Source organism: Streptococcus sp. 1621 (assembly GCF_013276615.1).
Lineage (GTDB): Bacteria > Bacillota > Bacilli > Lactobacillales > Streptococcaceae > Streptococcus.
Genome location: NZ_VMLJ01000013.1, coordinates 33,914 through 59,690, shown reverse-complemented (window position 1 = coordinate 59,690; position 25,777 = coordinate 33,914). Strand labels below are relative to the sequence as shown.

The 25,777-nt window shown below is 41.3% G+C and carries 26 protein-coding genes and 1 tRNA gene; 1 reads left to right on the top strand and 26 read right to left on the bottom strand.

Translation table 11 applies throughout. The annotated features are described in order from the left end of the window. Positions 1-8 precede the first annotated feature (8 nt). The 8 genes from HT697_RS03450 to cdaA all read right to left on the bottom strand — a co-directional run bounded on the left by HT697_RS03450 (position 9) and on the right by cdaA (position 8,415). Entirely contained in the window at positions 9-1,880 is a 1,872-nt protein-coding gene (locus tag HT697_RS03450) for an ABC-F family ATP-binding cassette domain-containing protein (RefSeq protein ID WP_173253276.1), read from the bottom strand. Beyond that, the gene (locus HT697_RS03445; protein WP_345789492.1) at positions 1,877-3,076 is read right to left on the bottom strand and encodes a CCA tRNA nucleotidyltransferase; all 1,200 of its coding nucleotides are present in this window, start codon (positions 3,074-3,076) and stop codon (positions 1,877-1,879) included. The genes HT697_RS03450 and HT697_RS03445 overlap by 4 nt, the downstream gene beginning before the upstream one ends. Then, positions 3,073-3,840 (bottom strand): 4-hydroxy-tetrahydrodipicolinate reductase, encoded by a 768-nt coding sequence (dapB, locus tag HT697_RS03440; protein ID WP_173262096.1) that lies wholly within the window; start codon positions 3,838-3,840, stop codon positions 3,073-3,075. The genes HT697_RS03445 and dapB overlap by 4 nt, the downstream gene beginning before the upstream one ends. Positions 3,841-4,116: 276 nt before the next feature. Next, the gene (locus HT697_RS03435; protein WP_173253274.1) at positions 4,117-4,965 is read right to left on the bottom strand and encodes a DegV family protein; all 849 of its coding nucleotides are present in this window, start codon (positions 4,963-4,965) and stop codon (positions 4,117-4,119) included. Between the two features lies 1 nt (position 4,966). Next, on the bottom strand, positions 4,967-5,341 hold the full coding sequence (locus HT697_RS03430; RefSeq protein WP_001050087.1) for a DUF1149 family protein: 375 nt from the start codon (positions 5,339-5,341) through the stop codon (positions 4,967-4,969). Positions 5,342-5,414: 73 nt separating this feature from the next. After that, positions 5,415-6,767, bottom strand: coding sequence for a phosphoglucosamine mutase (glmM, locus tag HT697_RS03425; RefSeq protein ID WP_173253273.1), 1,353 nt, complete (start codon positions 6,765-6,767; stop codon positions 5,415-5,417). Between the two features lie 24 nt (positions 6,768-6,791). Continuing rightward, the gene (locus HT697_RS03420) at positions 6,792-7,571 is read right to left on the bottom strand and encodes a CdaR family protein (RefSeq protein WP_173253272.1); all 780 of its coding nucleotides are present in this window, start codon (positions 7,569-7,571) and stop codon (positions 6,792-6,794) included. Then, on the bottom strand, positions 7,558-8,415 hold the full coding sequence (gene cdaA / locus HT697_RS03415; RefSeq protein ID WP_050089436.1) for a diadenylate cyclase CdaA: 858 nt from the start codon (positions 8,413-8,415) through the stop codon (positions 7,558-7,560). The genes HT697_RS03420 and cdaA overlap by 14 nt, the downstream gene beginning before the upstream one ends. Before the next feature lie 135 nt (positions 8,416-8,550). On the opposite strand from cdaA, the gene HT697_RS03410 reads away from it, so the two are divergent. Then, positions 8,551-9,519 carry an NAD(P)/FAD-dependent oxidoreductase gene (locus tag HT697_RS03410; RefSeq protein ID WP_173253271.1) on the top strand — a complete coding sequence of 323 codons (969 nt, stop codon included), beginning with the start codon at positions 8,551-8,553 and terminating at the stop codon, positions 9,517-9,519. Between the two features lie 1,058 nt (positions 9,520-10,577). Here HT697_RS03410 and whiA read toward each other — a convergent pair. The 18 genes from whiA to codY all read right to left on the bottom strand — a co-directional run bounded on the left by whiA (position 10,578) and on the right by codY (position 25,550). Continuing rightward, the gene (gene whiA / locus HT697_RS03405; protein WP_049521492.1) at positions 10,578-11,489 is read right to left on the bottom strand and encodes a DNA-binding protein WhiA; all 912 of its coding nucleotides are present in this window, start codon (positions 11,487-11,489) and stop codon (positions 10,578-10,580) included. Continuing rightward, the gene (locus HT697_RS03400) at positions 11,486-12,463 is read right to left on the bottom strand and encodes a YvcK family protein (RefSeq protein WP_001231075.1); all 978 of its coding nucleotides are present in this window, start codon (positions 12,461-12,463) and stop codon (positions 11,486-11,488) included. Before HT697_RS03400 ends, whiA begins: the two co-directional genes overlap by 4 nt. Beyond that, entirely contained in the window at positions 12,460-13,350 is an 891-nt protein-coding gene (gene rapZ / locus HT697_RS03395) for an RNase adapter RapZ (RefSeq protein ID WP_166736759.1), read from the bottom strand. The genes HT697_RS03400 and rapZ overlap by 4 nt, the downstream gene beginning before the upstream one ends. A 51-nt stretch (positions 13,351-13,401) precedes the next feature. Next, on the bottom strand, positions 13,402-13,782 hold the full coding sequence (locus HT697_RS03390) for a RidA family protein (protein ID WP_001140420.1): 381 nt from the start codon (positions 13,780-13,782) through the stop codon (positions 13,402-13,404). A 10-nt stretch (positions 13,783-13,792) separates the two neighbouring features. Then, on the bottom strand, positions 13,793-14,380 hold the full coding sequence (gene yihA / locus HT697_RS03385) for a ribosome biogenesis GTP-binding protein YihA/YsxC (protein ID WP_166736758.1): 588 nt from the start codon (positions 14,378-14,380) through the stop codon (positions 13,793-13,795). 8 nt (positions 14,381-14,388) lie between these two features. Then, a complete protein-coding gene (clpX, locus tag HT697_RS03380) occupies positions 14,389-15,621 on the bottom strand; it encodes an ATP-dependent Clp protease ATP-binding subunit ClpX (RefSeq protein WP_000106341.1) in 1,233 nt (410 codons plus the stop codon). A gap of 31 nt (positions 15,622-15,652) precedes the next feature. Further along, positions 15,653-15,823, bottom strand: a complete 171-nt coding sequence (locus HT697_RS03375) for a hypothetical protein (RefSeq protein WP_000442276.1) — start codon at positions 15,821-15,823, stop codon at positions 15,653-15,655. Then, on the bottom strand, positions 15,823-16,329 hold the full coding sequence (locus HT697_RS03370; protein WP_173262093.1) for a dihydrofolate reductase: 507 nt from the start codon (positions 16,327-16,329) through the stop codon (positions 15,823-15,825). The genes HT697_RS03375 and HT697_RS03370 overlap by 1 nt, the downstream gene beginning before the upstream one ends. 129 nt (positions 16,330-16,458) lie before the next feature. Beyond that, the gene (locus HT697_RS03365) at positions 16,459-16,977 is read right to left on the bottom strand and encodes a Dps family protein (protein ID WP_050107673.1); all 519 of its coding nucleotides are present in this window, start codon (positions 16,975-16,977) and stop codon (positions 16,459-16,461) included. A gap of 497 nt (positions 16,978-17,474) precedes the next feature. Beyond that, a complete protein-coding gene (lytC, locus tag HT697_RS03360) occupies positions 17,475-18,965 on the bottom strand; it encodes a choline binding-anchored murein hydrolase LytC (RefSeq protein WP_173253268.1) in 1,491 nt (496 codons plus the stop codon). 37 nt (positions 18,966-19,002) lie between these two features. After that, a complete protein-coding gene (gene tpiA, locus HT697_RS03355) occupies positions 19,003-19,761 on the bottom strand; it encodes a triose-phosphate isomerase (protein WP_000087893.1) in 759 nt (252 codons plus the stop codon). 97 nt (positions 19,762-19,858) lie between these two features. Then, entirely contained in the window at positions 19,859-20,536 is a 678-nt protein-coding gene (locus HT697_RS03350) for a DnaD domain-containing protein (RefSeq protein ID WP_173253267.1), read from the bottom strand. A gap of 8 nt (positions 20,537-20,544) precedes the next feature. Further along, positions 20,545-21,489: a homoserine O-succinyltransferase gene (gene metA, locus HT697_RS03345; protein ID WP_173253266.1), complete on the bottom strand. Its 945-nt coding sequence runs from the start codon at positions 21,487-21,489 to the stop codon at positions 20,545-20,547. A gap of 334 nt (positions 21,490-21,823) precedes the next feature. Beyond that, positions 21,824-22,336 carry an adenine phosphoribosyltransferase gene (locus HT697_RS03340; protein WP_001049318.1) on the bottom strand — a complete coding sequence of 171 codons (513 nt, stop codon included), beginning with the start codon at positions 22,334-22,336 and terminating at the stop codon, positions 21,824-21,826. Positions 22,337-22,608: 272 nt separating this feature from the next. Further along, entirely contained in the window at positions 22,609-23,739 is a 1,131-nt protein-coding gene (ugpC, locus tag HT697_RS03335) for a sn-glycerol-3-phosphate ABC transporter ATP-binding protein UgpC (protein WP_000229957.1), read from the bottom strand. 281 nt (positions 23,740-24,020) lie between these two features. After that, positions 24,021-24,106, bottom strand: a tRNA-Leu gene (locus HT697_RS03330). An 80-nt stretch (positions 24,107-24,186) separates the two neighbouring features. After that, positions 24,187-24,762 carry an isochorismatase family cysteine hydrolase gene (locus HT697_RS03325; protein ID WP_173218162.1) on the bottom strand — a complete coding sequence of 192 codons (576 nt, stop codon included), beginning with the start codon at positions 24,760-24,762 and terminating at the stop codon, positions 24,187-24,189. Then, positions 24,762-25,550, bottom strand: coding sequence for a GTP-sensing pleiotropic transcriptional regulator CodY (codY, locus tag HT697_RS03320; RefSeq protein WP_061439548.1), 789 nt, complete (start codon positions 25,548-25,550; stop codon positions 24,762-24,764). The genes HT697_RS03325 and codY overlap by 1 nt, the downstream gene beginning before the upstream one ends. Between the last annotated feature and the right edge of the window lie 227 nt (positions 25,551-25,777).

Below are 25,777 nucleotides of genomic sequence, written 5' to 3'. Positions count from 1 at the left end.
CTATTCTTCTAGCTATCAAATTCACTTAGATACTCATAGCGTTCGTATTTTTCAAGGAGTGCTTCGTTTTTCTCATCCAGTTCTTTTTGGAGAGTAGCCAGTTTGCCAAAGTCGGAACCATTGGCCTGCATTTCCTCTTCAATAGCAGCAATACGATTTTCCAAGTTTTCAATATCGTCTTCAATGCTTGCCCACTCCTGCTTTTCTTGGTAGGTCATGCGTTTCTTCTCTTCTCGAACCTTGACCACTTTTTCCTTTTCAGCTTTTTGCACTTGATTGGCCATCTCTGTTTCAAAGGATTTTTCATCAAGATAGTCGGTGTAATGACCAAAGAAAGGACGAATCTTGCCATCTTCAAAAGCGAGAATCTTGTTCGCTACCTTATCCAAGAAATAGCGGTCATGGCTAACTGTCAAGACAGGACCTGCAAAGCCTTGTAAGAAATTCTCCAAAACTGTCAAGGTTGCAATGTCTAGGTCATTTGTCGGTTCATCCAAGAGAAGAACATTTGGTTTTTCCAAGAGCAGTTTGAGGAGATAAAGACGTTTTTTCTCGCCACCTGACAATTTCTCAATCAAGGTTCCATGCGTCGAACGTGGGAAAAGGAACTGCTCCAGCAACTCTGCAATCGAAGTCGTAGAACCACCGCTGGTCTTGACCTCTTCTGCCACTTCCTGCAGGTAATTGATAACTCGCTTGCTTTCATCCAAGCCCTCAATTTGCTGAGAGAAATAGGCAATGCGAACTGTTTCCCCAATCACAACTTGACCTGCTGTCGGCTCAAGACTGCCTGCAATCAGGTTGAGCAGGGTTGATTTTCCAACACCGTTATCCCCAACGATTCCGATGCGGTCTTTGGCCTGAACTAAGAGATTAAAATCTTGCAAAATAGGCTTGTTTTCATAGGCAAAGGAAACATCCTGAAACTCGATGACTTTCTTCCCAATCCGACTGGTTTCAAAGTTCATGGTCAAATCTGTTTCAGCAACGCCACCTGAAACTTCTTTCTTCAAATCGTAGAAACGATTGATACGAGCCTGCTGCTTGGTTGCACGCGCCTGCGGTTGTCTGCGCATCCAGGCCAATTCTTGCTTATAAAGTTGCTCTTTTTTGTGAAGAAGAGCCGCGTCGCGCTCGTCCTGTTCCGCCTTAAGGCGAACATAATCCTGATAATTACCCTGATACTCCGTCAATCCTGCTCGGTCCAACTCGAAAATACGTGTTGATAAAGCGTCTAGGAAATAACGATCATGGGTAATAAAAAGGACGGTCTTCTTGGAATTTTTCAAAAAGAGGGTCAGCCACTCAATAGTCGCAATATCCAGATGGTTGGTCGGCTCATCTAAAAGCAAAAGGTCGTGATTACCAAGTAAAACTTGCGCCAACTGGACCCGTCTTCTTAGACCACCTGACAATTCTCCAACTGGAGTAGATAAGTTCTGAATACCCAGCTTGCTAAGGACAGTCTTGACCTGACTCTCAATTTCCCAAGCTTGGAGAGAGTCCATTTCTGCCATGACCCGTTCCAAACGCGCCTGCTTGTCCTCACTATAGTTGAGCATGAGGAGTTCATACTCACGAATAAGCTGGATTTCCTTTAGGTCGCTGGAGAGGACCGTATCCAAAACTGTCTTGTTATCATCAAAATCAGGATCTTGAGTCAAGTAACCAATCTGGTAGTCATTCTTAGCTGAAAAGGGACTGACATCCCCATCAAAGCCAGAAACACCAGAAAGAACATCTAAAAGGGTGGTCTTGCCAGTCCCATTGACACCGATTAGACCAATTCTATCCAAGTCATGGATGATAAAGGAAATATCCTTAAAAACGGTCTTATCACCGACGGATTTACTTAGTTTTTCAACGATAAAATCACTCATTTTTTCTCCCTCAGGTAAGCATGGATGGCTTGACGGTCATTTTCCAATTCTCCATCGACAATGGCATATTCAATCTCTGTTAAAATCTCTCCCAAGTCTGGGCCCGGCTGATAGCCATATTCCTTGATCAAAATACCACCGTTGATTTGGATTTCTTTCTTGTCATGAATGGTCAAACTCTGATAGATTTCTGTGATGGCTTGTGGGTTAACTTCTTTTCCTTGAGCCTGACGAAGATTTTCAGCCTGTAAAAGCAAATCCAAGTCAAAGCGATAACAATCTCGCTTGCTCAATTCTCCCTTTTCACGCAATGCAAAAATAGTCAGCAAATCCTGAACGTGCTTGGCAAACTGGCGTGAGGTCTTCCAAGCCTTCAAAAATGGCTGCGCATTTTCAATCTCCAAAGCCCACAGTAGAGCTGCCCAGGCTTGTTCAGAGGATTCAAAAGTAAAATCAGTCTCCAAATCAAACAGTCTGTTAAGCTTGTCCTGACTAGCTGCCATATCAGGGAGATAATCATAAGCTTGACTCTCAATCATGGAAGTCAAGCCCCTTCTCCAAAATGGAGCCAGCAAGAGTTTATCAAACTCAACAAAAGTACGCTCTACAGAAATTTTCTCCAAAAGGGGCGTCAAAGTCTTCATAGCTTTAAATGTTTCTGACTCAAGCTCAAAGCCAAGACTAGCCTGAAAACGGAAACCACGCATAATCCGCAAAGCATCTTCGTTGAAACGCTCACTAGCCACTCCAACTGCTCGCAAGACTTGATTTTCCAAATCTGCTAAACCATGGAACAAGTCAATGATTTCCCCTGTCTCGTCCAAGGCAAAGGCATTGACTGTGAAATCGCGGCGCTTGAGGTCTTCTTCTAGCGAACGCACAAAGGAAACCGCACTGGGTCTGCGATAGTCTACATAAACATCCTCTGTCCGAAAGGTGGTTACCTCGTACTCCTCATCCCCATCTAAGACCAAGACGGTTCCATGCTCGATTCCGATATCGGCTGTTCGCGGAAAAATCTGCTTGGTCTCCTCTGGATAGGAAGCCGTCGCAATATCCACATCATGGATAGGGCGATTGAGAAGGGCATCTCGAACAGAACCTCCAACAAAATAGGCCTCAAAACCTGCTTCTTTAATTTTTTCTAATACTGGTAAAGCCTTCTGAAATTCAGAAGGCATTTGCGTTAATCTCATAATAAGTGTTCTAATCCATAGACAAGCTCATGACGCTTGACAACTTCTTTAATTCCCAAATTCACCCCTGTCATGAAGGAGCTGCGATCATAGGAGTCATGACGGAGCGTCAATCCTTCTCCCTGATTGCCAAAGATGACTTCCTGATGGGCTACCAAGCCTGGTAAACGAACTGAGTGAATCCGCATGCCATCAAAGTCAGCACCACGGGCACCTGCAATCAATTCTTCCTCATCAGGCGCACCTTGCTGAATAGACTCTCGAACTTCTGCCATTAACTCAGCCGTTTTAATAGCTGTTCCACTCGGAGCATCCTTTTTCTTGTCATGATGGAGCTCGATAATCTCCACATTGGGGAAATATTTAGCAGCCTGCCTTGCAAATTGCACAAGCAAGACAGCACCCAAGGCAAAATTTGGAGCGATCAAGCCACCCAAATCTTGGGCACGAGAAAATACTTTTAGCTCTGTAATTTCTTCACTCGTGAAACCAGTCGTTCCAACTACTGGAGCAAAGCCATTTTCAAGAGCAAAGCGTGTATTTTCATAGGCAACAGCTGGAGTTGTAAAATCTACCCAAACATCCGCTTCAAAGCCTGCTAAATCAGCCTTATCCTTGAAAACAGGAATTCCCTGCCATTCTGACTCAGACTCAAAAGGATCCAAAACTGCTACCAAGTCCAAGTCTGGATCAGCCAAGACCATCTGACAAGCAGCTTGACCCATCTTTCCCTTAAAACCAGCAATAATTACTCGAATACTCATCTCTACTCCTGTCTAAGATACAAGGCCTGTAAGAACACAAAGTGAAAATAGGAATTCTGATCAAGAAGTGTCTACTCCTTGGAAGAACTATCTTTTTCACACAGGATCCCAGGCGTGTTCAATTATCAAGATACAAAGGACCTTAGCTGCCCATGAAAAATAGGGAATGACGCTGACTTGCCACGAAAGGCAAGACAGGCATCTTTTTTCAAGAGGCAGGTAGTCCGTGTTCAATTGCTAAGATACAAGGCATCTTGACTAGTCTAAAAGTGCCAACTAAATCACTGGAATATAACCTAGAGCAATACTTCCTGCTCCTAGGTGGGTTCCAATGACACTACCAAATGTAGCTAGTGAAATATCCGTACCCACTCCAGATTCAATCAAGTGGTGACGCAATTCTTCAGCCTTTTCAGGAGCATTCCCATGAATGACAATGACCCGATATTGGCCTGAAGCCGTTGTTTCCTTGATGATTTCAATCAAGCGCTTGGTTGCTTTCTTTTCCGTACGAACTTTTTCGTAAACTTCAATCACACCTTGATCGTTAAAATAAAGGATTGGCTTAATGCTAAGCAAATTGCCCAAAATGGCAGCCCCATTTGAAAGGCGCCCACCTTTTACCAAATGATCCAGGTCATCTACCATGATAAAAGCTGACGTACGGCTGATTTGAATAGCTAGCTTATCCTGAATGATAGCAAAATCATCGCCCTGATCTCGCCAGTTAAAGACGCTTTCAACCATGATGCCTAGGGGAGCGCTTGTAATCAAAGTGTCTGGGAAAGCAATGGTTAAACCTTCATAGTCATCCACCATATACTGAATATTTTGGTAAAAACCTGAAATTCCAGAAGATAGGAACAGTCCCAAGGCATGTGTATAACCTTGTTCTTTGAGCGAAGTTAAGATCTCATCTAACTTGGCAATACTTGGTTGACTGGTCTTAGGCAATTCAGAAGCCTGAGCCATTTTTTGGTAAAATTCCTCAGCAGTCAGATTGATGCCTTCGACATACTCCTCACCATCAATATTGACAGGAATATCCAAGACAAATAAATCTTCTCTTTGCAAGGTCTCTGCACTGAGATAGGCAGAAGAATCTGTGATAACAGCTAGTTTCATATTAGAACTCCAAATTGATTCCTGGTAAGTCTAATGCAATTTCAGTTACTTCGTAAGTCAAACGGTTGAGCATATTCAAACATGGACGAGCCAAAGTTTCCACTTCTTCTTGGCTCAATTCACTTGGTTCATTAACAATACGGCCATCGATGTGGTTTACCTGTGAAATGGTTCCACTGATGACAAACTTATCAAATACAATCATAAAGGTCAAGATGACAATCAAGGAAGTCACTTGATTTTCTTGATCATGTTGGAGCAATTGGAAGTTCACATCCACCTTAGTTTCAGGAGCTCCATTTTCATTTTCCCATTCAAAATTACGCGCATCAAAATGATACTGACTAACAAATTCTTGTTCACGTTTAAGATTCATGTCTTTCTCCCTTGGCTACAATATTATAAGCTATTGTACCATAATTTTTTATTTTCATCTAGTTTTCTAGGATTTAGTCAATCCCGATTTCAGATCGAACTACATCTGCGATAGTATCAACATAGTAGTCCACTTCTTCTGTTGTAGGCGCTTCTGCCATAACACGCAAGAGAGGCTCTGTTCCACTTGGACGAACAAGGATACGGCCATTCCCTGCCATTTCAGCTTCCATCTTCTCGATAATTGCCTTGATAGCTGGCACTTCTATAGCCCTTTCCTTCATGACATTTTCCACTCGGATATTGACTAATTTTTGTGGATAGATGGTTACTTCTGCTGCCAACTCTGACAAGCTCTTACCAGTTTCCTTCATGATTTTTGTCAATTGGACAGCAGATAATTGACCATCACCTGTTGTATTGTAATCCATCAAGATGACGTGACCAGACTGTTCACCACCGAGGTTGTAGCCTGATTTTCTCATTTCTTCAACAACGTAGCGGTCGCCAACTGCAGTAACTGCCTTGTTAATACCTTCACGGTCCAAGGCCTTGTGGAAACCAAGGTTGGACATCACAGTCGTCACAATTGTATTTTGGGCCAATTGTCCTTTTTCAGAAAGGTATTTCCCGATAATGTACATGATTTTGTCACCATCAACGATCTCGCCATTTTCATCAACCGCAATCAAACGGTCACTGTCTCCGTCAAAGGCTAAACCGATAGCTGACCCACTTTCTTTGACCACTTCTTGAAGGGCTTCTGGGTGCGTAGAACCAACATTAAGGTTGATGTTAAGCCCATCTGGCGTTTCTCCGATAACCGTCAACTGAGCACCGAGATCAGCGAAAATTTGACGGGCACTTGTAGACGCTGCTCCATTAGCTGTATCCAAGGCAACCTTCATTCCATCAAGAGGAGTTCCAGTTGAAACAAGGTAGCCTTCATACTTACGCAAGCCTTCTGGGTAATCTACCAAGGTTCCCAAGCCTTCTGCACTTGGACGTGGCAGAGTGTCTTCTGCAGCGTCTAGCAAGGCTTCAATTTCTGCTTCTTTTTCGTCATCTAGTTTGAAACCATCCCCACCAAAGAACTTGATTCCATTATCAAGGGCTGGGTTGTGGCTAGCAGAAATCATGACACCGGCGCTTGCTCCCTCTGTTTTGACCAAGTAAGCTACTGCTGGTGTTGCCAGAACACCTAATTTATATACGTGAATACCAACTGAAAGGAGACCTGCTACCAGGGCAGATTCTAGCATTTCCCCTGAAATACGTGTGTCACGTCCCACAAAGACTTTCGGTGCTTCCGTTTCATGTTGACTGAGAACATAGCCTCCAAAACGTCCTAGTTTAAAAGCTAATTCTGGAGTAAGTTCTACATTAGCTTCTCCACGGACTCCATCAGTCCCAAAATATTTACCCATTTTTATAAAATCCTTTTTCTATTTTTAATTCGTTTTTGAACCAGTTGCTTTCGTTGACGAAGATGTCTCCGATGAACTGCTTGTGCTTGAATTTGATGTGCTTGAACTTGATGCTACTGGTTTTGTAGTCACCTTCATTATTGTATCAAAGGGAGTGATAACTGCCGGTAAGACAACACCATTGCGGTCGATTGCCTGCAAAGGTACTGAACCACTGTAATTACCTGTTATGCGTTCGCTGGTTGGCAAGACAGCGATAATCTTATCAATTCTATCCAATGTCTCTTGGTCACTCGTAATCGACACTTCTTCATCTGACAGCGTGACATTTTCAATCTGTACCCGACTATCAATTTGACTAGGGTCAATCTCTGGTACAACCTTTACCTTATTCTTCTGAGCCTTCTTACCAATCTTGACTGTAATTTTTTGCGGAGTCGCCACAGCGGTCAGCCCATTGGGTAAATCTTCAATGCTCAAAGGAACTTCAATCGTTCCAACACTGGCATCTGTTAGGTCAGCAGTAACCTTGAATTTACGTGTGCTTTCTTGCATTTCACTAGCTAGCGATAGGCGATTTGCACCAGTCAAGACCACTGATACTTCTGAAGCAAAACCACTAATAAAATACTCATCACTATTATAGCGTATGTCAATAGGGACATTTGTTACTGTATTCGTATAGGTTTCCGTTTTTACCTGCCTAGCACTGGTACTGTTTTGAAAATTCGTCGCCGTAGCATAGACAAATAAGACACAAGCAAAAAAGAGTGAGGATATAATATATAAACTATTTTTTCTCATGTTTCCATCCTCCTAGCAATCGTTCTTTAAAACTAAGACCTGCTTCCTCTTTTGGAAGTAAGATTTCACGTAATTCTGTTTCAAATTCATCAAGTGTTAGGTTGTGCTTAAAGCTTCCATTATAGGTTATCGAAATTCCTCCCGTTTCCTCTGATACGACAAAAGTCAAGGCATCTGAGACTTCTGATAAACCGATAGCCGCCCGGTGTCTGGTCCCAAACTCCTTGGAAATACCTGTACTTTCTGTCAAGGGCAGATAGGCAGACGTCACAGCGATACGTTCTTCTCTGATAATCACCGCACCATCATGCAGAGGAGTGTTGGGAATAAAAATGTTAATGAGAAGTTCTGCAGAAATCTTAGCATCTAAGGGAATTCCTGTCGAAATATACTCCTGCAAGGTACGTACACGCTGAATAGCAACCAAGGCCCCGATTTTACGAGGACTCATGTATTCAACAGACTTAACAAAGGCACGAATCATCTGTTCCTCAGCACTAATAGGGGCATTGGAAAAGAAATCTGTCGCTCTTCCCAAACGTTCCAAACCAGTCCGAATCTCTGGAGAGAAGATAACAACCGCCGCAATAACCCCATAAGTAATAATTTGATTGATCAACCAAGAAATCGTAGTCAAGCCAATCATATTTGCAAGGATTTGAGCTAAAATAAACACCAAAACTCCACGTACCAAAATCATAATCTTGGTTCCTGCAATAGCTTTTGTAAAATGGTATAAAATATAAGCAACAATCAAAATATCAATCAGATTGATAGCTATCGTCCATGGACTTGCAAACAAACTAGTCCAATATTGCAGATTGGATAATTGTTGAAAATTCATCCCTGATATCCTCCCTATCAAAACACTTTCGTCCTATTATACCATTTTCTGGCATTTTTTTCCCTATCCTAGTCCATTTTACATTGAGCAAAAATATGATACAATAAACTGACTAGAAAAAACAAAGGAGAAACTATGTCTCAACTCTATGATATTACCATTGTAGGTGGTGGTCCTGTCGGGCTTTTTGCAGCCTTTTATGCCCACCTACGCCAAGCCAAGGTTCAAATCATCGACTCTCTTCCCCAGCTAGGTGGACAACCTGCTATTCTCTACCCTGAAAAGGAAATCCTAGACGTACCAGGCTTCCCAAATCTGACTGGAGAAGAGTTGACTAATCGCTTGATTGAACAGCTAAACAGCTTTGATACCCCTACTCATCTCAATGAAACGGTTCTTGAGATTGAAAAACAAGAAGAAGGCTTTGCCATTACCACTTCCAAAGGAAGTCACCTATCAAAAACAGTTATCATTGCTATGGGGGGCGGTGCCTTCAAACCACGTCCGCTGGAACTAGAAGGCGTTGAAGGCTATGAAAATATCCACTACCACGTTTCCAACATCCAGCAATATGCTGGTAAGAAAGTGACGATTCTTGGTGGAGGAGACTCGGCTGTTGATTGGGCTTTGGCTTTTGAAAAAATCGCACCAACCACCCTCGTTCACCGCAGAGATAATTTCCGTGCCTTGGAACACAGTGTAGAAGCCTTGCAAGAATCTTCTGTGACCATCAAGACACCATTCGTCCCTAGCCAACTCCTTGGAGATAAAAAAACACTCGATAAACTTGAAATCACAAAAGTCAAATCTGATGAAACCGAAACGATTGACCTAGACCACCTCTTTGTCAACTATGGTTTCAAATCTTCTGTCGGCAACCTTAAAAACTGGGGTTTGGAACTCAACCGACACAAGATTATCGTCAACAGCAAACAGGAATCCAGCCAAGCAGGTATCTATGCTATCGGTGACTGCTGCTACTATGACGGAAAGATAGACTTGATTGCGACAGGGCTTGGAGAAGCTCCAACTGCTGTCAACAATGCCATCAACTACATTGACCCAGAGCAAAAAGTACAACCAAAACACTCTACTAGTTTATAAAAAAGAACCACGAGTCAAATGCGATTCGTGGTTTTAAAATGAACTACACCTCAAAAGTTAGACAGAAATACATCTAACTTCTGATATGCAGCCCACCTTCTCTTTGCTCTTGTTTGAATAAGAAATTTTTTGAAGAATCATTAGATTATACAAAGTATTCATATCAGCCTTTTAAAGCTATATAAAAACTCTCCAACTATTCTATTATACCATATAAAAAAATAAATAAATAGACTTGTTTTTTTCTTTTTTTGACGTATACTAATAATAGAAAGCGCTTTAAATAAAATAAAAGGAGGTTTTATGAGGAAAGTAAATAAGGACATTTTATTCTTAACTGGAATCATAGTTTTATGTTTTGGTTTTTTATTATTTCACATCAACCCCTATTATGCCGAACCCTATGCGACACTGAAAGAAAGAATAAATTTATTCTTTTGGCAACTATATTGGAGACCTGTAGGAACTCTCAGTATTATTTCGGGTTGCATTATAACTTTCAAAGGATTGAAAAAATAATCTTTTGATCATGAACTTGGACTTATGCTCAGTGAAAATCAAAGATTGGACTAGGAGGCTAGTTATAGGTTGTTCAACGCACAGTTTTGATGCTTCAGATAAGGCGAAGTTAAGATACTTTAAGGAGAGTTTCGAAGAGTATTTGTTTAAATCACTGAATCTGCCACATCCTACTCCCCTACACTTATAGTTATATTAGACTAAAAGCATCTTACACAGTAAATGTTCGTAAACTAGAAGTTAGATACTTAGGCACCAACAAATGGGTTCCAGCTGGTGAAACCTCTACTATATCGAATGTTAGCGTTTGAAGCGAACTGGGCACTTGGAAATAACTAATTAGAGACTGGGTAAAAACTCAATTTCAGGAGAAAATGAAATAAATTTTCTCACAATAAAACGCATAGTATCACGGTTTTCAATACCTGATATTATGCGTTTTTGATTTTAAAGAGCCAAATTTCTTAACTTAATGACATTGCTTTTTGCCCAACCTCTTTTTATTTCAAAAAAGAACCTCGCAAAACAAGAGCCTGGTTTTATAGTTCATCGGCTAATTTGTTTATCTTTCTGAGTCTGTGGTTGACACCACTTTTGGTCAGAGGGGTGCTGAGGCTATCTGCTAACTGCTGGATAGAGTAGTCTGGATGCTGAATCCGCAATTGCGCTACCTCCTGCAAATCCACTGGCAGGTTTTCTAAGCCCATGATATCTTTGATTTTACTGATATTGTTGATAGTCTTCATGCTGGCAGAAACTGTCCGAGCGATATTAGCTGTCTCGGCATTATTGGCACGATTGAGGTCATTACGGGTTTCTCGCAAAATCTTAACCCGCTCAAAATCATCACGCGCCTTCATGGCTCCGATGACTATCAAGAAGTCCATAATATCTTCGGCACGCTGGAGATAGGTCACAGCCCCCTTCTTGCGCTCAAGCACCTTGGCATCCAGTAAAAACTGCTGAAGAAGGGAGGCAATCCCTTGCGCGTGGTCCAGATAAACAGAACTGATTTCCAACTGGTACTTCCCTGACTCAGGGTCACGAATACTTCCATTTGCCAAGAAAGCGCCACAGAGATAGGCACGGCCTGCTTCCTCGTCTGATAAAATCTCCTCATCAATACCTGTTTCCAAACCAAAAAAGGAGTCTGCCAAGTGCAAATCACTCAACAAGTCCTGCACCTTTTCATCTGTAAAAACGGTATAGACCCGATTCTTGCGAAGATTGCTCCGTTGGTGGTGACGAATTTCCGATTTGATTTCATAGAAATGGAGAAAGGATTCATAGAGGTGACGAGCCAGTTTGGCATTTTCTGTCACAACTGACAAGGTCAGGCCCGAAGTCGAGAGACCGATGCTACCAGACATCTTGATAATGGCAGATAATTCATGCCGGCTCAGATGGTGTTGACCTAGAATTTCTTCTTTTACTGCTACTGTGAAACTCATTTTCTCACCTGTATAATCCGCATCAATTCATCCACAATCAAATCTCCATCGTGAAAGGCACCCCCATTTTCCAGACGAAGGAAGTTGGATGAAATCACACGCGGAACTTGCTTACAAAGACCAGCAAAATCATGTTCCACCTGCACCAAATATTCATCAAAACGATTGGAATTCATGTATTCCTGTGGCACTTTTTCGATATTTACCAAGACCGTATCGATAAAAGGTCGGCCAAGGTGGCGATGCAAGACTTCCACGTGGTCGCTATCTGTAAAGTGTTCCGTCTCCCCACGTTGGGTCATGATATTGCAGACATAGGCGATTTCTGCCTTGGTTTCCAAAAGCGCCTGCCCAATTTCCTTAATCACGATATTAGGTAAAATAGAGGTAAAGAGGGAACCAGGTCCAAGGACAATCATATCACTCTCAAGAATGGTCTGCACTACTCGACGGCTAGCCAGAGGCGTATCATCGTTGAGGGTATTGGTTACATAGACATGGTCAATCATACCTGGATGGTCTGCAATATGACTCTCTCCAGCCACTTCTGTCCCATCCTGAAAGACCGCATGAAGAGTCAAAGGATGGTCACTGGAAGGATAAATCTTCCCTGTTGTGTGGAAAAATTTGCTCAGCAACTGCATGGCATTATAGGTCGAACCCTGCATTTCTGACAGACCTGCAATAATGAGATTGCCCAATGGATGGCCAGCAAAGGCTCCGGCATCCTCAGAGAAGCGATACTGAAAGACTTTCTCATAAAACTTAGGCATATCCGACATGGCCACAAGAACATTTCGAAGATCGCCTGGCGGTGTCAACTGCTGCATATTTTTTCGGAGTTCACCTGACGAACCACCATCATCTGCCACCGTCACTATAGCAGCGATTTCCACATCTTTTTCCCGCAGACTTTTTAGAATGACAGGGATCCCAGTTCCTCCACCAATCACCGTTATCTTTGGTTTTCTCATGAACGGTTTACCGTTTCCTTTCTTCGGTCTTTGTCGCGATGCCCTTCATTGACAGGCCACTTCTTGGATAAGTCCTGCGCCAAGCGTTTAGCAAAGGCCACACTACGGTGTTGTCCGCCCGTACAACCCATGGCAATGGTCAAAACAGACTTCCCCTCCTTTTGGTAACTTGGCAAAATCGGCTCAATCAAAGCCAATAAATGTTGATAAAAGTCTTCGGACTCTGGATGGTTCATGACATAGTGATACACTGGTTCATCCACACCCGTTTGATTACGCAGTTCTGGAAGGTAATAGGGATTTGGCAAGAATCGGACATCAAATACTAGGTCTGCATCAATCGGGATCCCATATTTAAAACCAAAAGACATGACTTCAATACGGAAAGACTGGGCTTGTTCCTGATCCGCAAACTGCTCTGCAATGGTCTTACGCAGCTCACGAGGTGTGAGTTCTGTCGTATCTACCACATTTTGACTCATATTTTTCAAAGGCGCCAAGAGCTCACGTTCCAACTTGATTCCATCCAAAATCCGACCATCTGCAGCTAGAGGGTGACTCCGTCTTGTTTCCTTATAACGAGCGACCAATTCCTTATCTGCTGCATCCAAAAAGAGAATTTTGAAGTCCAGTTCTTCCTTGTTCTCCAACTCATCCAAAACAGTTTGAATCTCTGAGAAGAAAGAGCGGCTACGCATATCCACTACCAAGGCCAACTTATGGTCATCATCTTTGGTTTCCACCAACTGTAAAAATTTAGGCAAGAGAGCAGGTGGCATATTGTCAATAGTGAAATAACCTAGATCCTCGAAAGACTGAATTGCCACGGTTTTCCCTGCACCACTCATCCCTGTCACAATTACCAAGTGAAGTTGTTTCTTTGTCATCTTTTTCTCCTTATATCAAAAGAAGTTTGGCAGAACCAAACTTCAACTAGCTTATCCAATCTCTGCGATGACTTCGATTTCGACTTTTACATCACGAGGAAGACGAGCTACCTCTACAGCTGAACGAGCTGGAAATTCCTCTTTAAAGGCCGTTTGGTAAACCTCGTTAAAAGGAACAAAGTCGTTCATATCGCTCAAGAAGCAAGTTGTTTTGACCACATGGTCAAAGTCTGTTCCTGCTTCTGCCAAAATAGCACCAATGTTTTTCAAGACTTGTTCTGTCTGTTCTTGGATGGTTTCTCCAACGATTTCCCCAGTTTCAGGAGAGAGAGGAACTTGACCGCTAGCAAACAAAAGGTTGCCAACGATTTTTCCTTGAACATATGGTCCGATAGCCTTTGGAGCTTTGTCTGTATGAATTGTTTTTGCCATTTTCTTTTCCTCACAATTTTTCTAAGATTGCATCCCAAGCTTGGTCCATCCCTACCTTGCTGACAGATGAAAAGAGGATGAAGTCATCACTTGGGTCAAAGTTTAATTTCTTTTTAATTGCTGATTCATGCTTGTTCCATTTACCACGTGGAATCTTGTCTGCCTTGGTCGCAACGATAATAACCGGAATCTCATAATACTTGAGAAATTCGTACATCTGTACATCATCTGCTGACGGGTCATGACGAAGGTCAACTAAACTGACTACCGCACGGAGATTTTCCCGAGTTGTCAGATACTCCTCAATCATGCGCCCCCACTTTTCACGTTCCTTTTTAGAAACACGGGCATAACCATAACCAGGCACATCCACAAAGCGCATCTTGTCATCAATGTTAAAGAAGTTCAGGAGCTGGGTTTTACCAGGTTTCCCTGAAGTTCTCGCTAGATTCTTGCGGTTCAGCATGGTGTTGATGAAGCTGGACTTACCAACATTTGAACGCCCTGCTAGGGCAATCTCTGGCAGTTCATCCTGCGGATAGTGAGATTTATTAGCCGCACTGAGCAAGATTTCAGCATTGTGTGTATTAAGTTCCATAGTCACCTCTAAGCTGTTTCTAGGATTGGTTTATCCGTTCCATCGACAGCTTCTTTTGTGATGCGAACCAATTTCACATTTTCCTGACTCGGTACTTCAAACATGACATCTAGCATGGTTTCTTCGATAATTGAGCGAAGACCACGCGCACCAGTTTTGCGTTCGATAGCCTTATTGGCGATTTCTTGAAGGGCCTCGTCGTCAAATTCCAACTCAACATCATCATAAGAAAGCAAAGTTTGGTACTGTTTGACCAAGGCATTTCTTGGCTCTTTCAAGATGCGAACCAAGTCATCGACCGTCAATTGCTCAAGAGCTGCAAAAACAGGCAAGCGTCCAATCAACTCAGGGATAATACCAAATTTTTGAATATCTTCTGCGATGATTTCTTGCATGTAAGAGCTATTTTCATCAATCGCCTTGTTATTTTGACCAAATCCGATAACTTTTTCTCCAAGACGTTGTTTAACAATTTCTTCAATACCATCAAAGGCACCACCAACAATGAAGAGGATATTCTTGGTATCTACTTGAATCATCTCTTGTTGCGGATGTTTGCGTCCACCTTGAGGTGGTACGCTAGCAACTGTTCCTTCGATAATCTTGAGAAGGGCTTGTTGCACCCCTTCACCAGAAACATCCCGTGTGATAGACACGTTCTCGCTCTTCTTGGCAATCTTGTCAATTTCATCCACATAGATAATCCCACGCTCTGCGCGCTCAATGTTAAAGTCAGCAGCCTGCAAGAGTTTAAGGAGGATATTTTCCACGTCCTCACCCACATAACCAGCCTCCGTCAGAGCTGTCGCATCCGCAATCGCAAAAGGCACATTCAAGCTCTTAGCCAAGGTCTGAGCAAGGAAAGTTTTCCCTGAACCAGTTGGCCCAATCATCAAAATGTTTGACTTCTGCAAATCCACATCTTCTGACTCTTCACGCGTATCGTGGAAATTGATGCGTTTGTAGTGGTTGTAAACTGCCACTGCCAAGGCACGCTTGGCACGATCTTGACCGATTACATAGTGGTTCAAGATATGGAGGAGTTCAATTGGTTTTGGCACCTCAGACAAGTCTGCCAAGACTTCCTCAACCAATTCTTCTCGAATGATTTCTTGAGCTAACTCCACGCATTCATTACAAATAAAAGCATTGTTGCCAGCGATTATTTTTTGTACTTCTTCTTGGTTTTTGCCACAAAATGAGCAATAAACCATCATATCATTTTTTCTATTTGTAGACATGATTTCCTTCCATTCTATACTGTCATTCTATCTAAAATAAGGTCATGTAAAAAGCATGAATACTATTGACCAGATTGGTAAAGGCATTTAACCAAAGGAGGATAGAAAGCCCGTAACGCTTTTTACGAAAAGCCTGTGCTCCTGCCAGAAGGCAGATGAAACACAGAAAAGCCGTGAATAAACCAAATAAACTCCGTTCCATTAGACTTCCTTTCTCTTGCGATATTGGATGGTAAAATCATAAGGATTCTTCTCATCTTTGGCGTAGAATTTGCTTGAAACTGTCTCAAAAAGAGATAAGTCAAACTCCTCAGGAAAATAGGTATCCCCCTCCACCCGAGCATGAATTTGAGTGACAATCACTTCATCAAGGTAAGGTTCGAAAGCCTGAAAAATTTGCTTGCCACCGATAATGTAGAGATTCTTTTCTTGAGCCTGATACCAGTCCAGAACAGACTGGACGTCCTGAAAAGTAGCAACCCCATCTATCTTTTCTTCCGAATTACGCGTCAAAATCAGGGTTTCCCGTTTTGGAAGCAGGCGACGCCCCATTCCATCAAAGGTCACCCGTCCCATCAAGATAGCATGATTCAGAGTTGTTTCTTTGAAGTGTTGCAGTTCTGCTGGCAAATGCCAAGGCAGACGATTGTCCTTACCAATCACACCCTCTTCATCCTGGGCCCAAATAGCTACGATTTTCTTAGTCATGCTTCCATCCTTTTCACTGATAGTACTATTTTATCAAAAAACTCAAAAAAAGACTGGTTTGGAATAGCTTACAAAATAGAAAAAATCTGTAAGAAATTTCCTACAGATTTATCTATGTTTCCTTGTTTCTTACAAACCAGGTGCTTGTCCAAGTTCTGCGGCAAGCATCCAAACTGTTTTCTCAAGTTCAGCCTTAGCACCAACAAAAATATCGTTTGTAACATCATCGCCTTCTTCGTCAGTCACATCCAACGCTTTTTGGAAAAGAGTGATGAGGTAGCGATAAATATCTAGAACACGTTCCAAGCTTTCTTCAACATTACGGTATTCACCAGCTTCTTCTTCGATTTCACTGTTTTGAAGGAACTCTGTCAAAGTAGAGAATGGGCTTCCACCAAGTGTGATCAAGCGTTCGCTGATTTCATCTAAATGACCATCAAGAGCATCCATGTACTCATCCATTTTTGGATGCCATACCATAAAACCGCGTCCACGCATGTACCAGTGCACTTGATGAAGAGCAATATGCGCTACATACAAATCTGCAACAGCTTGATTCAAAACTTCCTTTGTTTTTGCCAATGCTACTGGCGCTGCTTTTGTTAATGTTGCGACATCTTTTGCTGCTTCTTTTTTCAATTCTACCATTTTATTTTACCTCGTTCATTATTTTTTGTAACCACTTCTTAATGATTACTACCTTAGTATACTACTAAGGAAAGACAATAGCAAGCCAAATGACCCACATGAGAAAAGTTGCAATAGACTGATAATTTAAGAATTCTTTAGAAGACGAAAAAGAGGTCTGGATGCTTATAGTCAATGGAAATCCATCAGCAAACTAGGAAACTAAACCCAGCTTAACCAAAGTACAAGTTTTGAGGTCGCAGGTAGAACTGACCACGCTGACGTGGTTTGAAGAAATTCCCCAAGACTATAATAGATTGAAATAAGAGGGAGCCAAGTCGATTAGGAAAGACAAATGAATTTCTAAAAATGTTTTAGCAACCGCAATGTCCTGGTCTATATTCAATCTACTATATAAGATTCATTTCCTAGCAAGTTCTTGAATTTACTCGAGGATAAACTATCATAAAACAAAGAAAAGAGGGTGCTACTCTCACATCCCTCTTTCTAATCAGAGCTTAATACCAAACGCTGACATCCACACGCCCTTGGATTCCTTTCATGTATTCAGAAGAGGTATATTGCCAACCTTTTTCTCCTGAATAATGAGGGTTTTCCCATTCTAAAGCATTGGTATAGGCCGCTACCCAGTTTACATGTTTTAAAATATCTGGGTGTTTTAAACGTGTCTGTAATAAACTACGATAGCTATAGACATACACATTTTGATAACCCGCCTGCTTCATCGTCTCCATGTACTTGTTAATAATCTTAACCCAAGTACCTGTATCACTCGGAGCACGCTTACTTTTATTCACATACTCCCAGTTCTCAACATCATAGTAGATAGGGTAAGACAAGTTCATATTGTATTTCTTCAGAAGTTCAATGGTCTGTTCAGCGTCATTCTCAGCATCGGTCTCATTTTCAGCATAGGTATAGAGATAGACGCCATAAGGAATTCCCAGACGGTTTAACTCCTTAATGTTATGCGCCAATTCCTTGTCTTCTTTACCGCTATAACCTAGACGAACAATGACACCATCCACCTCGTTCTCATCAATAACCTTTTTCCAATCATTGATACGACCATTGTGCTCACTAATATCAATAACTTTCTTAGCATGTTCGGTTCCCACTTGCTCTTCTCTATTATTAAAGAAATAGCGTTTACCATCTCTGTGAACCCAGCCGACATTCAAATCTTTCTTTTCTTTGAGCTCACCAGAAGCCGCAAAGATATAGCGAGCACCATCCATAATCACTTCATCAGTCGCCATGGCACCACTTCCAGTCAAATAGTAGTTGCCTTGCCACTCATTCCGCGCCATATAGCCCCACTTCTTGAAATAGTACCATTTGCCGCCCACTTTTTGCCACTCTTGGTTGGCATAAGTTCCATCGGATTTTAGATAAAAATAAGCAGAATAAGCCGGATCATAAAGCCATTCATTTTGCATCATGGCACCTTGACCATTCAAGAAATAACTTCCTTGCCATTGGCTTTTAGCCATGTAACCCCACTTCTTGAAGTAATACCACTTATTTCCAATCAATTGCCATTCTTGATGAGCATAAGCCCCATCTGACTTGAGATAAAACCAACTCTTGTAATTACTGTCATAGATCCACTCGTTTTGGGCCATATACCCACCTGATTTCAGGTAGTAATTTCCATGCCATTCATTCTGCGCGTAACGACCATCTGAATTAATATAAAACCAAGCCTTATAGTAGTTGTCAAAAATCCATTCACTTTGAGCTTTAGAACCATCAGCCTTTACATAATAATCTCCATCCCAGTGGGCAGAGACACTGTTTCTCTGTTCATTGCTACTAGTTGATGAAGTCCCTGTTGATAGACTAGATTTTTCTGAAACTGTGCTTCCACTTGTTTCATCTGCCGCAATTCCTGAAACTCTTGCGCCAAGTAAGCAAAGACTTGCTAGCCCTATACATACAATTTTTGTTTTCAATCTTTCCTCTCCTATAAAAAATGGAACAGACATCTGAATGCTGTTCCACCTAGCTTTTGCTACTTACTGATTATTTTACAAAGTCAAGCAATGCCAAGAAGCTTTCAGCTTCAAGTGACGCACCACCAACAAGGGCACCGTCAACGTCTGGGCAAGCCATGTATGAAGCAACGTTTTCAGGTTTAACAGAACCACCGTATTGAACACGAACTTTGTCCGCAACTTCTTGACCGAAGTCAGCAGCTACAACGTCACGAACAACTTTACACATTTTTTGTGCGTCGTCTTGTGAAGCTGATTTACCAGTACCGATAGCCCAGATTGGCTCATAAGCGATAACTGATGCTGCAACTTGTTCAGCAGTCAATCCAGCCAATGCAGCAGATACTTGAGCACCTACAAATTCAGCAGCTTTACCAGCTTCGTAAGTTTCAAGTGACTCACCACAACAGATGATTGGAAGCATACCGTTTGCAAAGATTGCTTTTGCTTTTTTGTTGATATCTTCGTCAGTTTCATGGAAGTAGTCACGGCGTTCTGAGTGACCGATAACAACGTAGTCAGTACCGATTTCTTTCAAAACTTGTGGGCTAGTTTCACCAGTGAAAGCACCTGCATTTTCAAAGTAGCAGTTTTGAGCAGCAACTTTAAGGTTTGAACCTTTAGCAGCAGCAAGAACAGTTGTCAAATCAAGAGCCGGAGCTGCGATACCTGCTTCAACAAGATCTGATGAAGGAAGTTTTGATGCAACTGCTTCAACGAATGCTTTAGCTTCTTCTGGATTTTTGTTCATTTTCCAGTTACCAGCGATAAATGGTTTACGTGACATTTCACATACCTCTTTTTTCAATTTATTTTCTATTTATTTTATCACAATTAAACACAGCTTGCAAATCTTACTCGGATTTCAAGCCTGCTTACATGGATTAGTCCTTCCAGAGATCCATAGCATTTCTGAAATCTGCTGATACCTGTGTCAACTGAGGATTGCTTGCTTCTCTTTCTGCCCGCTTAGCCTCGATTTGAGCCACACTTTTGATACCTTCATGGCGCCAGTTTCTCAAAATCGCCTGAATGTACTTCCAGTTTGCTTTTCCATTCAAAACAGCTTCACGAAGAGCTTCCTTAATCAAGTCAGCACTGGTTCCATCTTCCTTTAGTGTCTTGGTCAAATCTTCAATCTCAAAAGGTGTCAACAAGCGTCCTAATTCCTGCTGGAAGGTTTCCACCAAATCTTTGAGCTGATTTTGAGATGTCAACTGGTCTGAACTCGAATGAGCGGCTCCAAGCAAATTATCCAAACGTTCCAAAGCCAAACTAGCATCAAAAAGCAATTCAATTTCGCCATTCAATTCGATCGTTCGATACTGAAGTAGTCCCCTCTCCGTCAGATTGGAAATAGCCTGATTGACATCCGAAATTTCCTTGCCAATCCTTTCAGCAATCTGGCTTGGCGACATTTCATCCAAACCTGTCGTATTTTGCAAATAGAAAAATTGCCAGACCAGAAAATCGTCGCTGGAAGGAAATAGTTCCTTAAAATGCAAGAGCAGGGCACTTGGTAAAACCAAGTTCCCTGATTTAAAAGCGTCTAAATATGTCATAATTCCTCTTATAAATACCCAAATGCAGATGCATCATCTTCTATTTTTCTCCAGTCAAAAGGCGTCTCCTGATAGACCGCATAATTCACCCAGTTACTGAAAAAGAGGGCTGCTGATGAAGACCAACAAAGACAAGGTGTCTGATTGACATCATCATCCTTAAAGTAATTTTCTGGAATATGTGGGTCTAAACCTGCATCACGATCCCTAAAATACTCTTTTGCCAAGGTATCACGGTCATATTCCAAATGCCCAAAACTATAAATTTCACGCAAATCCCGACTAGCCAAAATCGAAACCCCAACCTGAGATCCCTCTGATAAAATCTCGAGATTGGTCTTATTCAGAATCTCTTCCTTAGAAATCTCCGTATGTCGAGAATGAGGGGATACATAGCTATCATCAAAACCTCTAAAGAGAAGGTGCCCTTCTTTTAAAGTATCCTGAGGATAAATACCTGATAGCTTACTGTCCATCTGGTATTTTTCTACACCATAGCGCAGATAAAGCCCAGCCTGAGCCCCCCAACAGATATGAAGGGTCGAATAGACATGGGTCTTGGACCACTCAAGCACCTGGCTAAATTCCTCCCAATAGTCCACTTCCTCAAATGGTAAATGCTCAACTGGAGCACCCGTGATAATCATTCCATCAAAATACTCATCCTTGACTTCAGGAAAAGTTTTATAAAAGGTCTCCATGTGCTCTGAACGAGTTGTTTTAGAACGATGGCTCTCCATATAGAGAAAATCAATATCCAGTTGTAGAGGTGTATTGGCCAAATGGCGCAACAACTGGGTTTCTGTGACCATTTTTTGTGGCATAAGATTTAATATTAAAATCTTCAAAGGACGGATATCTTGGTGGGCAGCACGTTGATCATCCATGACAAAGATATTCTCTGTCCGCAAAATCTCAACAGCTGGTAATTTTTTATCAATTCGAATCGGCATAACCCTCTCCTAACTGTATTCTTTCAGGAATCATTGCATATGTTTGAAACTCTTCGAAAATCTCTTCAAACTGCGTCAACATTGCCTTGCCGTAGATATGGTTACTGACTTCGTCAGTTTTATCTGCAACCTCAAAACAGTGTTTTGAGCAGCCTGCGGCTAGTTTCCTAGTTTGCTCTTTGATTTTCATTGAGTATGAAACTAAATCTCAAACACCTAGTCCTTTTATTATACTGCAAGAAGATATAGTTTTCAATTATAGTTTTTCTCTAACTAGCTATAGTCTATTTTTATATCCTAATGTAGAGAAAACAGCCCTAGGGACTGTTTTTCATTAATAATGCATCAAAACTTTGTAATCGTAGTCACCGATTTTTTCACGACCGTTCAATTCATCCAATTCAACAAGGAAGGCACAACCCGCTACAACACCACCAAGTTTTTCAATCATTTCGATAGTTGCCTTAACAGTTCCACCTGTTGCCAAGAGGTCATCTACGATCAGAACACGTTGACCTGGCTTGATGGCATCAGCATGCATAGTCAAGGTATCAACACCGTACTCTTTTTCATAGTCAGCAGAAATGACTTCGCGTGGTAATTTTCCTGGCTTACGAACAGGAGCAAAACCAATTCCCAACTCAAAGGCAACTGGACAGCCCACGATAAATCCACGAGCCTCAGGCCCTACGATCATGTCGATTTTCTTGTCAGTAGCATACTGAACGATTTCACGAACAGCATAGCTATAAGCATTTCCATCAGCCATCAAAGGACTGATATCACGAAAAGTAATCCCTTCCTTCGGATAATTTTCAATTGTTGCAATGTAATCTTTTAAATTCATCTTTTTCTTTCTTTCAAAGTTTTTTACTCCCTATTATACCATATTTTCTAGTAAAGAAGAAAGAGAAAACAATATTTCATCTCCTAATCACCCTATAAGCCAAACAAGATGACCATTTTTATTCAAGGAGTATCACAAGATAGATGCCTAATATGACTTCCCTAACAAAAAGGAGAGAAGCATTTTGTTTCTCTCCCTAGATTAACTGATATCTCTCCACTACAATTGATAAAGAGATATCTTTTCTTGTAGTGCTTTGAATTTTATTTATTTTAATAGACTGTTTTTTCAGTTTCTACATCAAAGAAGTGTGCTTTGTTCAAGTCAAATCCAAGCTCAACTGTTGCACCTGTCTGCAAGTAGTCACGAGCATCAACTTTAGCAACAAATTCGTCTTTACCAACTTGGCAGTAAAGGTGAGATTCTGAACCAAGCAGTTCTGATACAGAGATAGTCGCTTTTACAACACAGTCTGGGAATGTTTCAAGGAAAGCAGGTTCTGCATTCACGTCTTCTGGACGAATACCGAAGATCAATTCTTTACCTTCGTAGCCTTTTTCACGAAGAACTTTCAAAGCACCTTCTGGAACTTTCAAACGGAAACCATCAGAAATAATTTCACTTCCAACCAATTTCACATTGATGAAGTTCATAGCTGGACTTCCGATAAATCCTGCTACGAATTTGTTAACCGGGTTTTTGTAAACTTCTTGAGGAGTACCGATTTGTTCTACACGTCCGATAGTACCTGTACCAGCAGGGTTCTTAGTTGCTGACATGATAACGATACGGTCTGCAAGTGTCATCGCTTCTGTTTGGTCGTGAGTTACGTAGATAGTTGTAGCTCCGATACGACGGTGGATTTTCGCAATTTCAGCACGCATTGATACACGAAGTTTAGCATCCAAGTTTGACAAAGGTTCGTCCATCAAGAATACTTTTGCATCACGGACGATAGCACGCCCCATGGCAACACGTTGACGTTGACCACCTGAAAGGTCAGCTGGTTTACGTTCCAAAAATTCTTTCAATCCAAGAATTTCAGCTGCTTCTTGCACACGTTTGTCGATGTCTTCTTTGCTGTATTTACGCAATTTCAAACCGAAAGCCATGTTGTCATAAACAGTCATGTGTGGGTAAAGAGCGTAGTTTTGGAATACCATAGCGATGTCGCGGTCTTTTGGAGCTACGTCGTTGACAACCACGCCATCGATAGATGCAGTACCTTCTGTGATGTCTTCAAGACCAGCAATCATACGGAGTGTAGTTGATTTACCACATCCTGAAGGACCTACGAAAACGATAAATTCTTTATCTTTGATGTTCAAGTTGAAATCTTCAACTGAATAGTGTTCGCTATTTGGATATTTTTTGTAAATATTTTTAAGATTTAATTCTACCATGAGGTGAACTCCTTTTGTCTTTTGATAATTATATTATAGATGAAAACGCTTTACATTTCTATGGCAAGGTGACCAAAAAAATTAAAAAGTTCTGTGCAACTTGCACAAAACTTTAGAGAATATCGGAGAATTTGAAGAAGATAATCTTTATTATTCTTCTATACAAAAGCAGAAACAAGAATCAGCTTTCCCATATTTTCGCTGATTCTCCACTACATTTGACTGGATTCTAATTTTTTAGAGAAATACAAAAGAGCTAGCCTAAGCTAACTCTTATCCTATGCGGAGAGAGGGACTTGAACCCTCACGACCTAAAGCGGTCACAGGATCCTTAGTCCTGCGCGTCTGCCAATTCCGCCATCCCCGCGTCGATTACTTTACTAGTATATCAACTTTTGGGATGCTTGTCAACACTTTTTTTCAATTTTTTTCATTTCATCAACCAAATTACTCTAAAATTTCATTTAGATTTTCATCTACTAACTTAGCTCCAAGTGTATTTTTGAAATGGCCTAGGGCAAATTGATGATTTTCAGGCCAGATGGAAGCAACAGCTGGTTGAACAATCTCGATGTCATATCCTAGATTATAGGCATCTATAGCTGTATGTAGGACACAGATATCCGTCAAGACACCTGTTAAGATAACGGTAGACACTCTACGCTCTCTCAAACGAATATCCAGGTCAGTCCCTGAAAAAGCTGAGTAATGGCGTTTATCCATCCAAAAGACACGACTGTCTGAACCATGCTCTTGATAAAAGGTCCCCAAATCTCCGTATAAATTCCGTCCGCTCGTCCCAATCAGATTATGAGGAGGGAATAGCTTGCTTTCTGGATGGAAACAATCGTTTTCTTCATGAGCATCGATGGTAAAGAAGATGTAATCTCCTCTTTCAAAAGCTAATCGAGTCACCTTGCTAATGGCATCCGAAATAGCCTGGGCTGGAGCGCCTGCTGTCAGCTTCCCACTATCAGCAACAAAATCTTCTGTATAATCAATCGAAATTAAAGCTTTAGTCATTAGTAATCTCTTTTCTTCACTTCTTCAAAAATATCTGAAATCAAGACCTTAAGATAGGTTCCCTTCATTCCAAGTGAGCGACTTTCAATAATCCCTGCAGACTCAAGTTTACGAAGGGCATTGACAATCACAGAACGGGTAATTCCGATACGGTCTGCAATCACAGACGCAGTCAACTGCCCTTCATTTCCATTTAATTCCCCTAAAATTGCTGAAACAGCACGGAGTTCGGAGTAAGAAAGGGTATTAACCGCCATGGTGACAGCAGTACGGCGACGGATATTTTTCTCATCTTCTTCACGCTGGAAGTTAAGAAGCTGAATCCCAACCACGGTACTGGCAATCTCAACCAAAATCAAATCTTCATCTTCGAATTTTTTATCATTGCGCCAAATAATCAAAGAACCAAGGCGAATCCCCGATACATGAATCGGTGCAATAGTCGTCAAGCCATCTGGAAAATCATCTCTACTCTCAACAGGGAAAATACTCATATCATGCTCAACAGGCAAGTTTGATTCTGTTTCGTAAATCATATTAGCCCCTTGAACGTAGTCATCTGGGAATATCTTAGTTTGGAAGAATTGCTCTACGCGATCTGTATTTGTTTTATAACGCATAAAATAGCCAAGCAGACGTCCCTTACTATTGATAATGCAGGCATTGCAATGAATAATATCCGCTAACTGACGCGTAATAGCGTTGTAAGGAAGCTCATCCTGCAACTGCTCCTCTGAGCGCTTCAAAATTGATGTAATCTTTCTTGTTTTTTCTAATAAATGTGCCATTTTTCACCTCGAATTTAATCGCTATCATTATAACATAAAAACGTCTCTTTTTCAATCATTATCTGAAAATTCCTTATTGACTTGCAATTTTTAAAAACCAGAATATTTTTAATTAAATTGTTCCTTTTCTATTGACAAACTGCCTATTTTTGTGTATTATAACATTATAAAAAGATAATACAATGATTTTATTTATACTCAATGAAAATTAAAGAGCAAACTAGGAA

Excerpts from the sequence above, each read along its gene's own strand:
- codY (WP_061439548.1), bottom strand. The coding sequence starts at position 25,550 with ATGGCACATTTATTAGAAAAAACAAGAAAGATTACATCAATTTTGAAG.
- cdaA (WP_050089436.1), bottom strand. The coding sequence starts at position 8,415 with ATGAATTTTCAACAATTATCCAATCTGCAATATTGGACTAGTTTGTTT.
- dapB (WP_173262096.1), bottom strand. The coding sequence starts at position 3,840 with ATGAGTATTCGAGTAATTATTGCTGGTTTTAAGGGAAAGATGGGTCAA.
- HT697_RS03445 (WP_345789492.1), bottom strand. The coding sequence starts at position 3,076 with ATGAGATTAACGCAAATGCCTTCTGAATTTCAGAAGGCTTTACCAGTA.
- whiA (WP_049521492.1), bottom strand. The coding sequence starts at position 11,489 with ATGAGTTTCACAGTAGCAGTAAAAGAAGAAATTCTAGGTCAACACCAT.
- tpiA (WP_000087893.1), bottom strand. The coding sequence starts at position 19,761 with ATGTCACGTAAACCATTTATCGCTGGTAACTGGAAAATGAACAAAAAT.
- clpX (WP_000106341.1), bottom strand. The coding sequence starts at position 15,621 with ATGTCTACAAATAGAAAAAATGATATGATGGTTTATTGCTCATTTTGT.
- HT697_RS03365 (WP_050107673.1), bottom strand. The coding sequence starts at position 16,977 with ATGGTAGAATTGAAAAAAGAAGCAGCAAAAGATGTCGCAACATTAACA.
- HT697_RS03435 (WP_173253274.1), bottom strand. The coding sequence starts at position 4,965 with ATGAAACTAGCTGTTATCACAGATTCTTCTGCCTATCTCAGTGCAGAG.
- HT697_RS03410 (WP_173253271.1), top strand. The coding sequence starts at position 8,551 with ATGTCTCAACTCTATGATATTACCATTGTAGGTGGTGGTCCTGTCGGG.
- glmM (WP_173253273.1), bottom strand. The coding sequence starts at position 6,767 with ATGGGTAAATATTTTGGGACTGATGGAGTCCGTGGAGAAGCTAATGTA.
- metA (WP_173253266.1), bottom strand. The coding sequence starts at position 21,489 with ATGCCGATTCGAATTGATAAAAAATTACCAGCTGTTGAGATTTTGCGG.
- HT697_RS03340 (WP_001049318.1), bottom strand. The coding sequence starts at position 22,336 with ATGAATTTAAAAGATTACATTGCAACAATTGAAAATTATCCGAAGGAA.
- ugpC (WP_000229957.1), bottom strand. The coding sequence starts at position 23,739 with ATGGTAGAATTAAATCTTAAAAATATTTACAAAAAATATCCAAATAGC.
- HT697_RS03325 (WP_173218162.1), bottom strand. The coding sequence starts at position 24,762 with ATGACTAAAGCTTTAATTTCGATTGATTATACAGAAGATTTTGTTGCT.
- HT697_RS03400 (WP_001231075.1), bottom strand. The coding sequence starts at position 12,463 with ATGAGAAAACCAAAGATAACGGTGATTGGTGGAGGAACTGGGATCCCT.
- HT697_RS03370 (WP_173262093.1), bottom strand. The coding sequence starts at position 16,329 with ATGACTAAGAAAATCGTAGCTATTTGGGCCCAGGATGAAGAGGGTGTG.
- lytC (WP_173253268.1), bottom strand. The coding sequence starts at position 18,965 with ATGTCTGTTCCATTTTTTATAGGAGAGGAAAGATTGAAAACAAAAATT.
- HT697_RS03390 (WP_001140420.1), bottom strand. The coding sequence starts at position 13,782 with ATGGCAAAAACAATTCATACAGACAAAGCTCCAAAGGCTATCGGACCA.
- rapZ (WP_166736759.1), bottom strand. The coding sequence starts at position 13,350 with ATGACAAAGAAACAACTTCACTTGGTAATTGTGACAGGGATGAGTGGT.
- yihA (WP_166736758.1), bottom strand. The coding sequence starts at position 14,380 with ATGGAACTTAATACACACAATGCTGAAATCTTGCTCAGTGCGGCTAAT.
- HT697_RS03450 (WP_173253276.1), bottom strand. The coding sequence starts at position 1,880 with ATGAGTGATTTTATCGTTGAAAAACTAAGTAAATCCGTCGGTGATAAG.
- HT697_RS03350 (WP_173253267.1), bottom strand. The coding sequence starts at position 20,536 with ATGACATATTTAGACGCTTTTAAATCAGGGAACTTGGTTTTACCAAGT.
- HT697_RS03375 (WP_000442276.1), bottom strand. The coding sequence starts at position 15,823 with ATGGAACGGAGTTTATTTGGTTTATTCACGGCTTTTCTGTGTTTCATC.
- HT697_RS03420 (WP_173253272.1), bottom strand. The coding sequence starts at position 7,571 with ATGAGAAAAAATAGTTTATATATTATATCCTCACTCTTTTTTGCTTGT.
- HT697_RS03430 (WP_001050087.1), bottom strand. The coding sequence starts at position 5,341 with ATGAATCTTAAACGTGAACAAGAATTTGTTAGTCAGTATCATTTTGAT.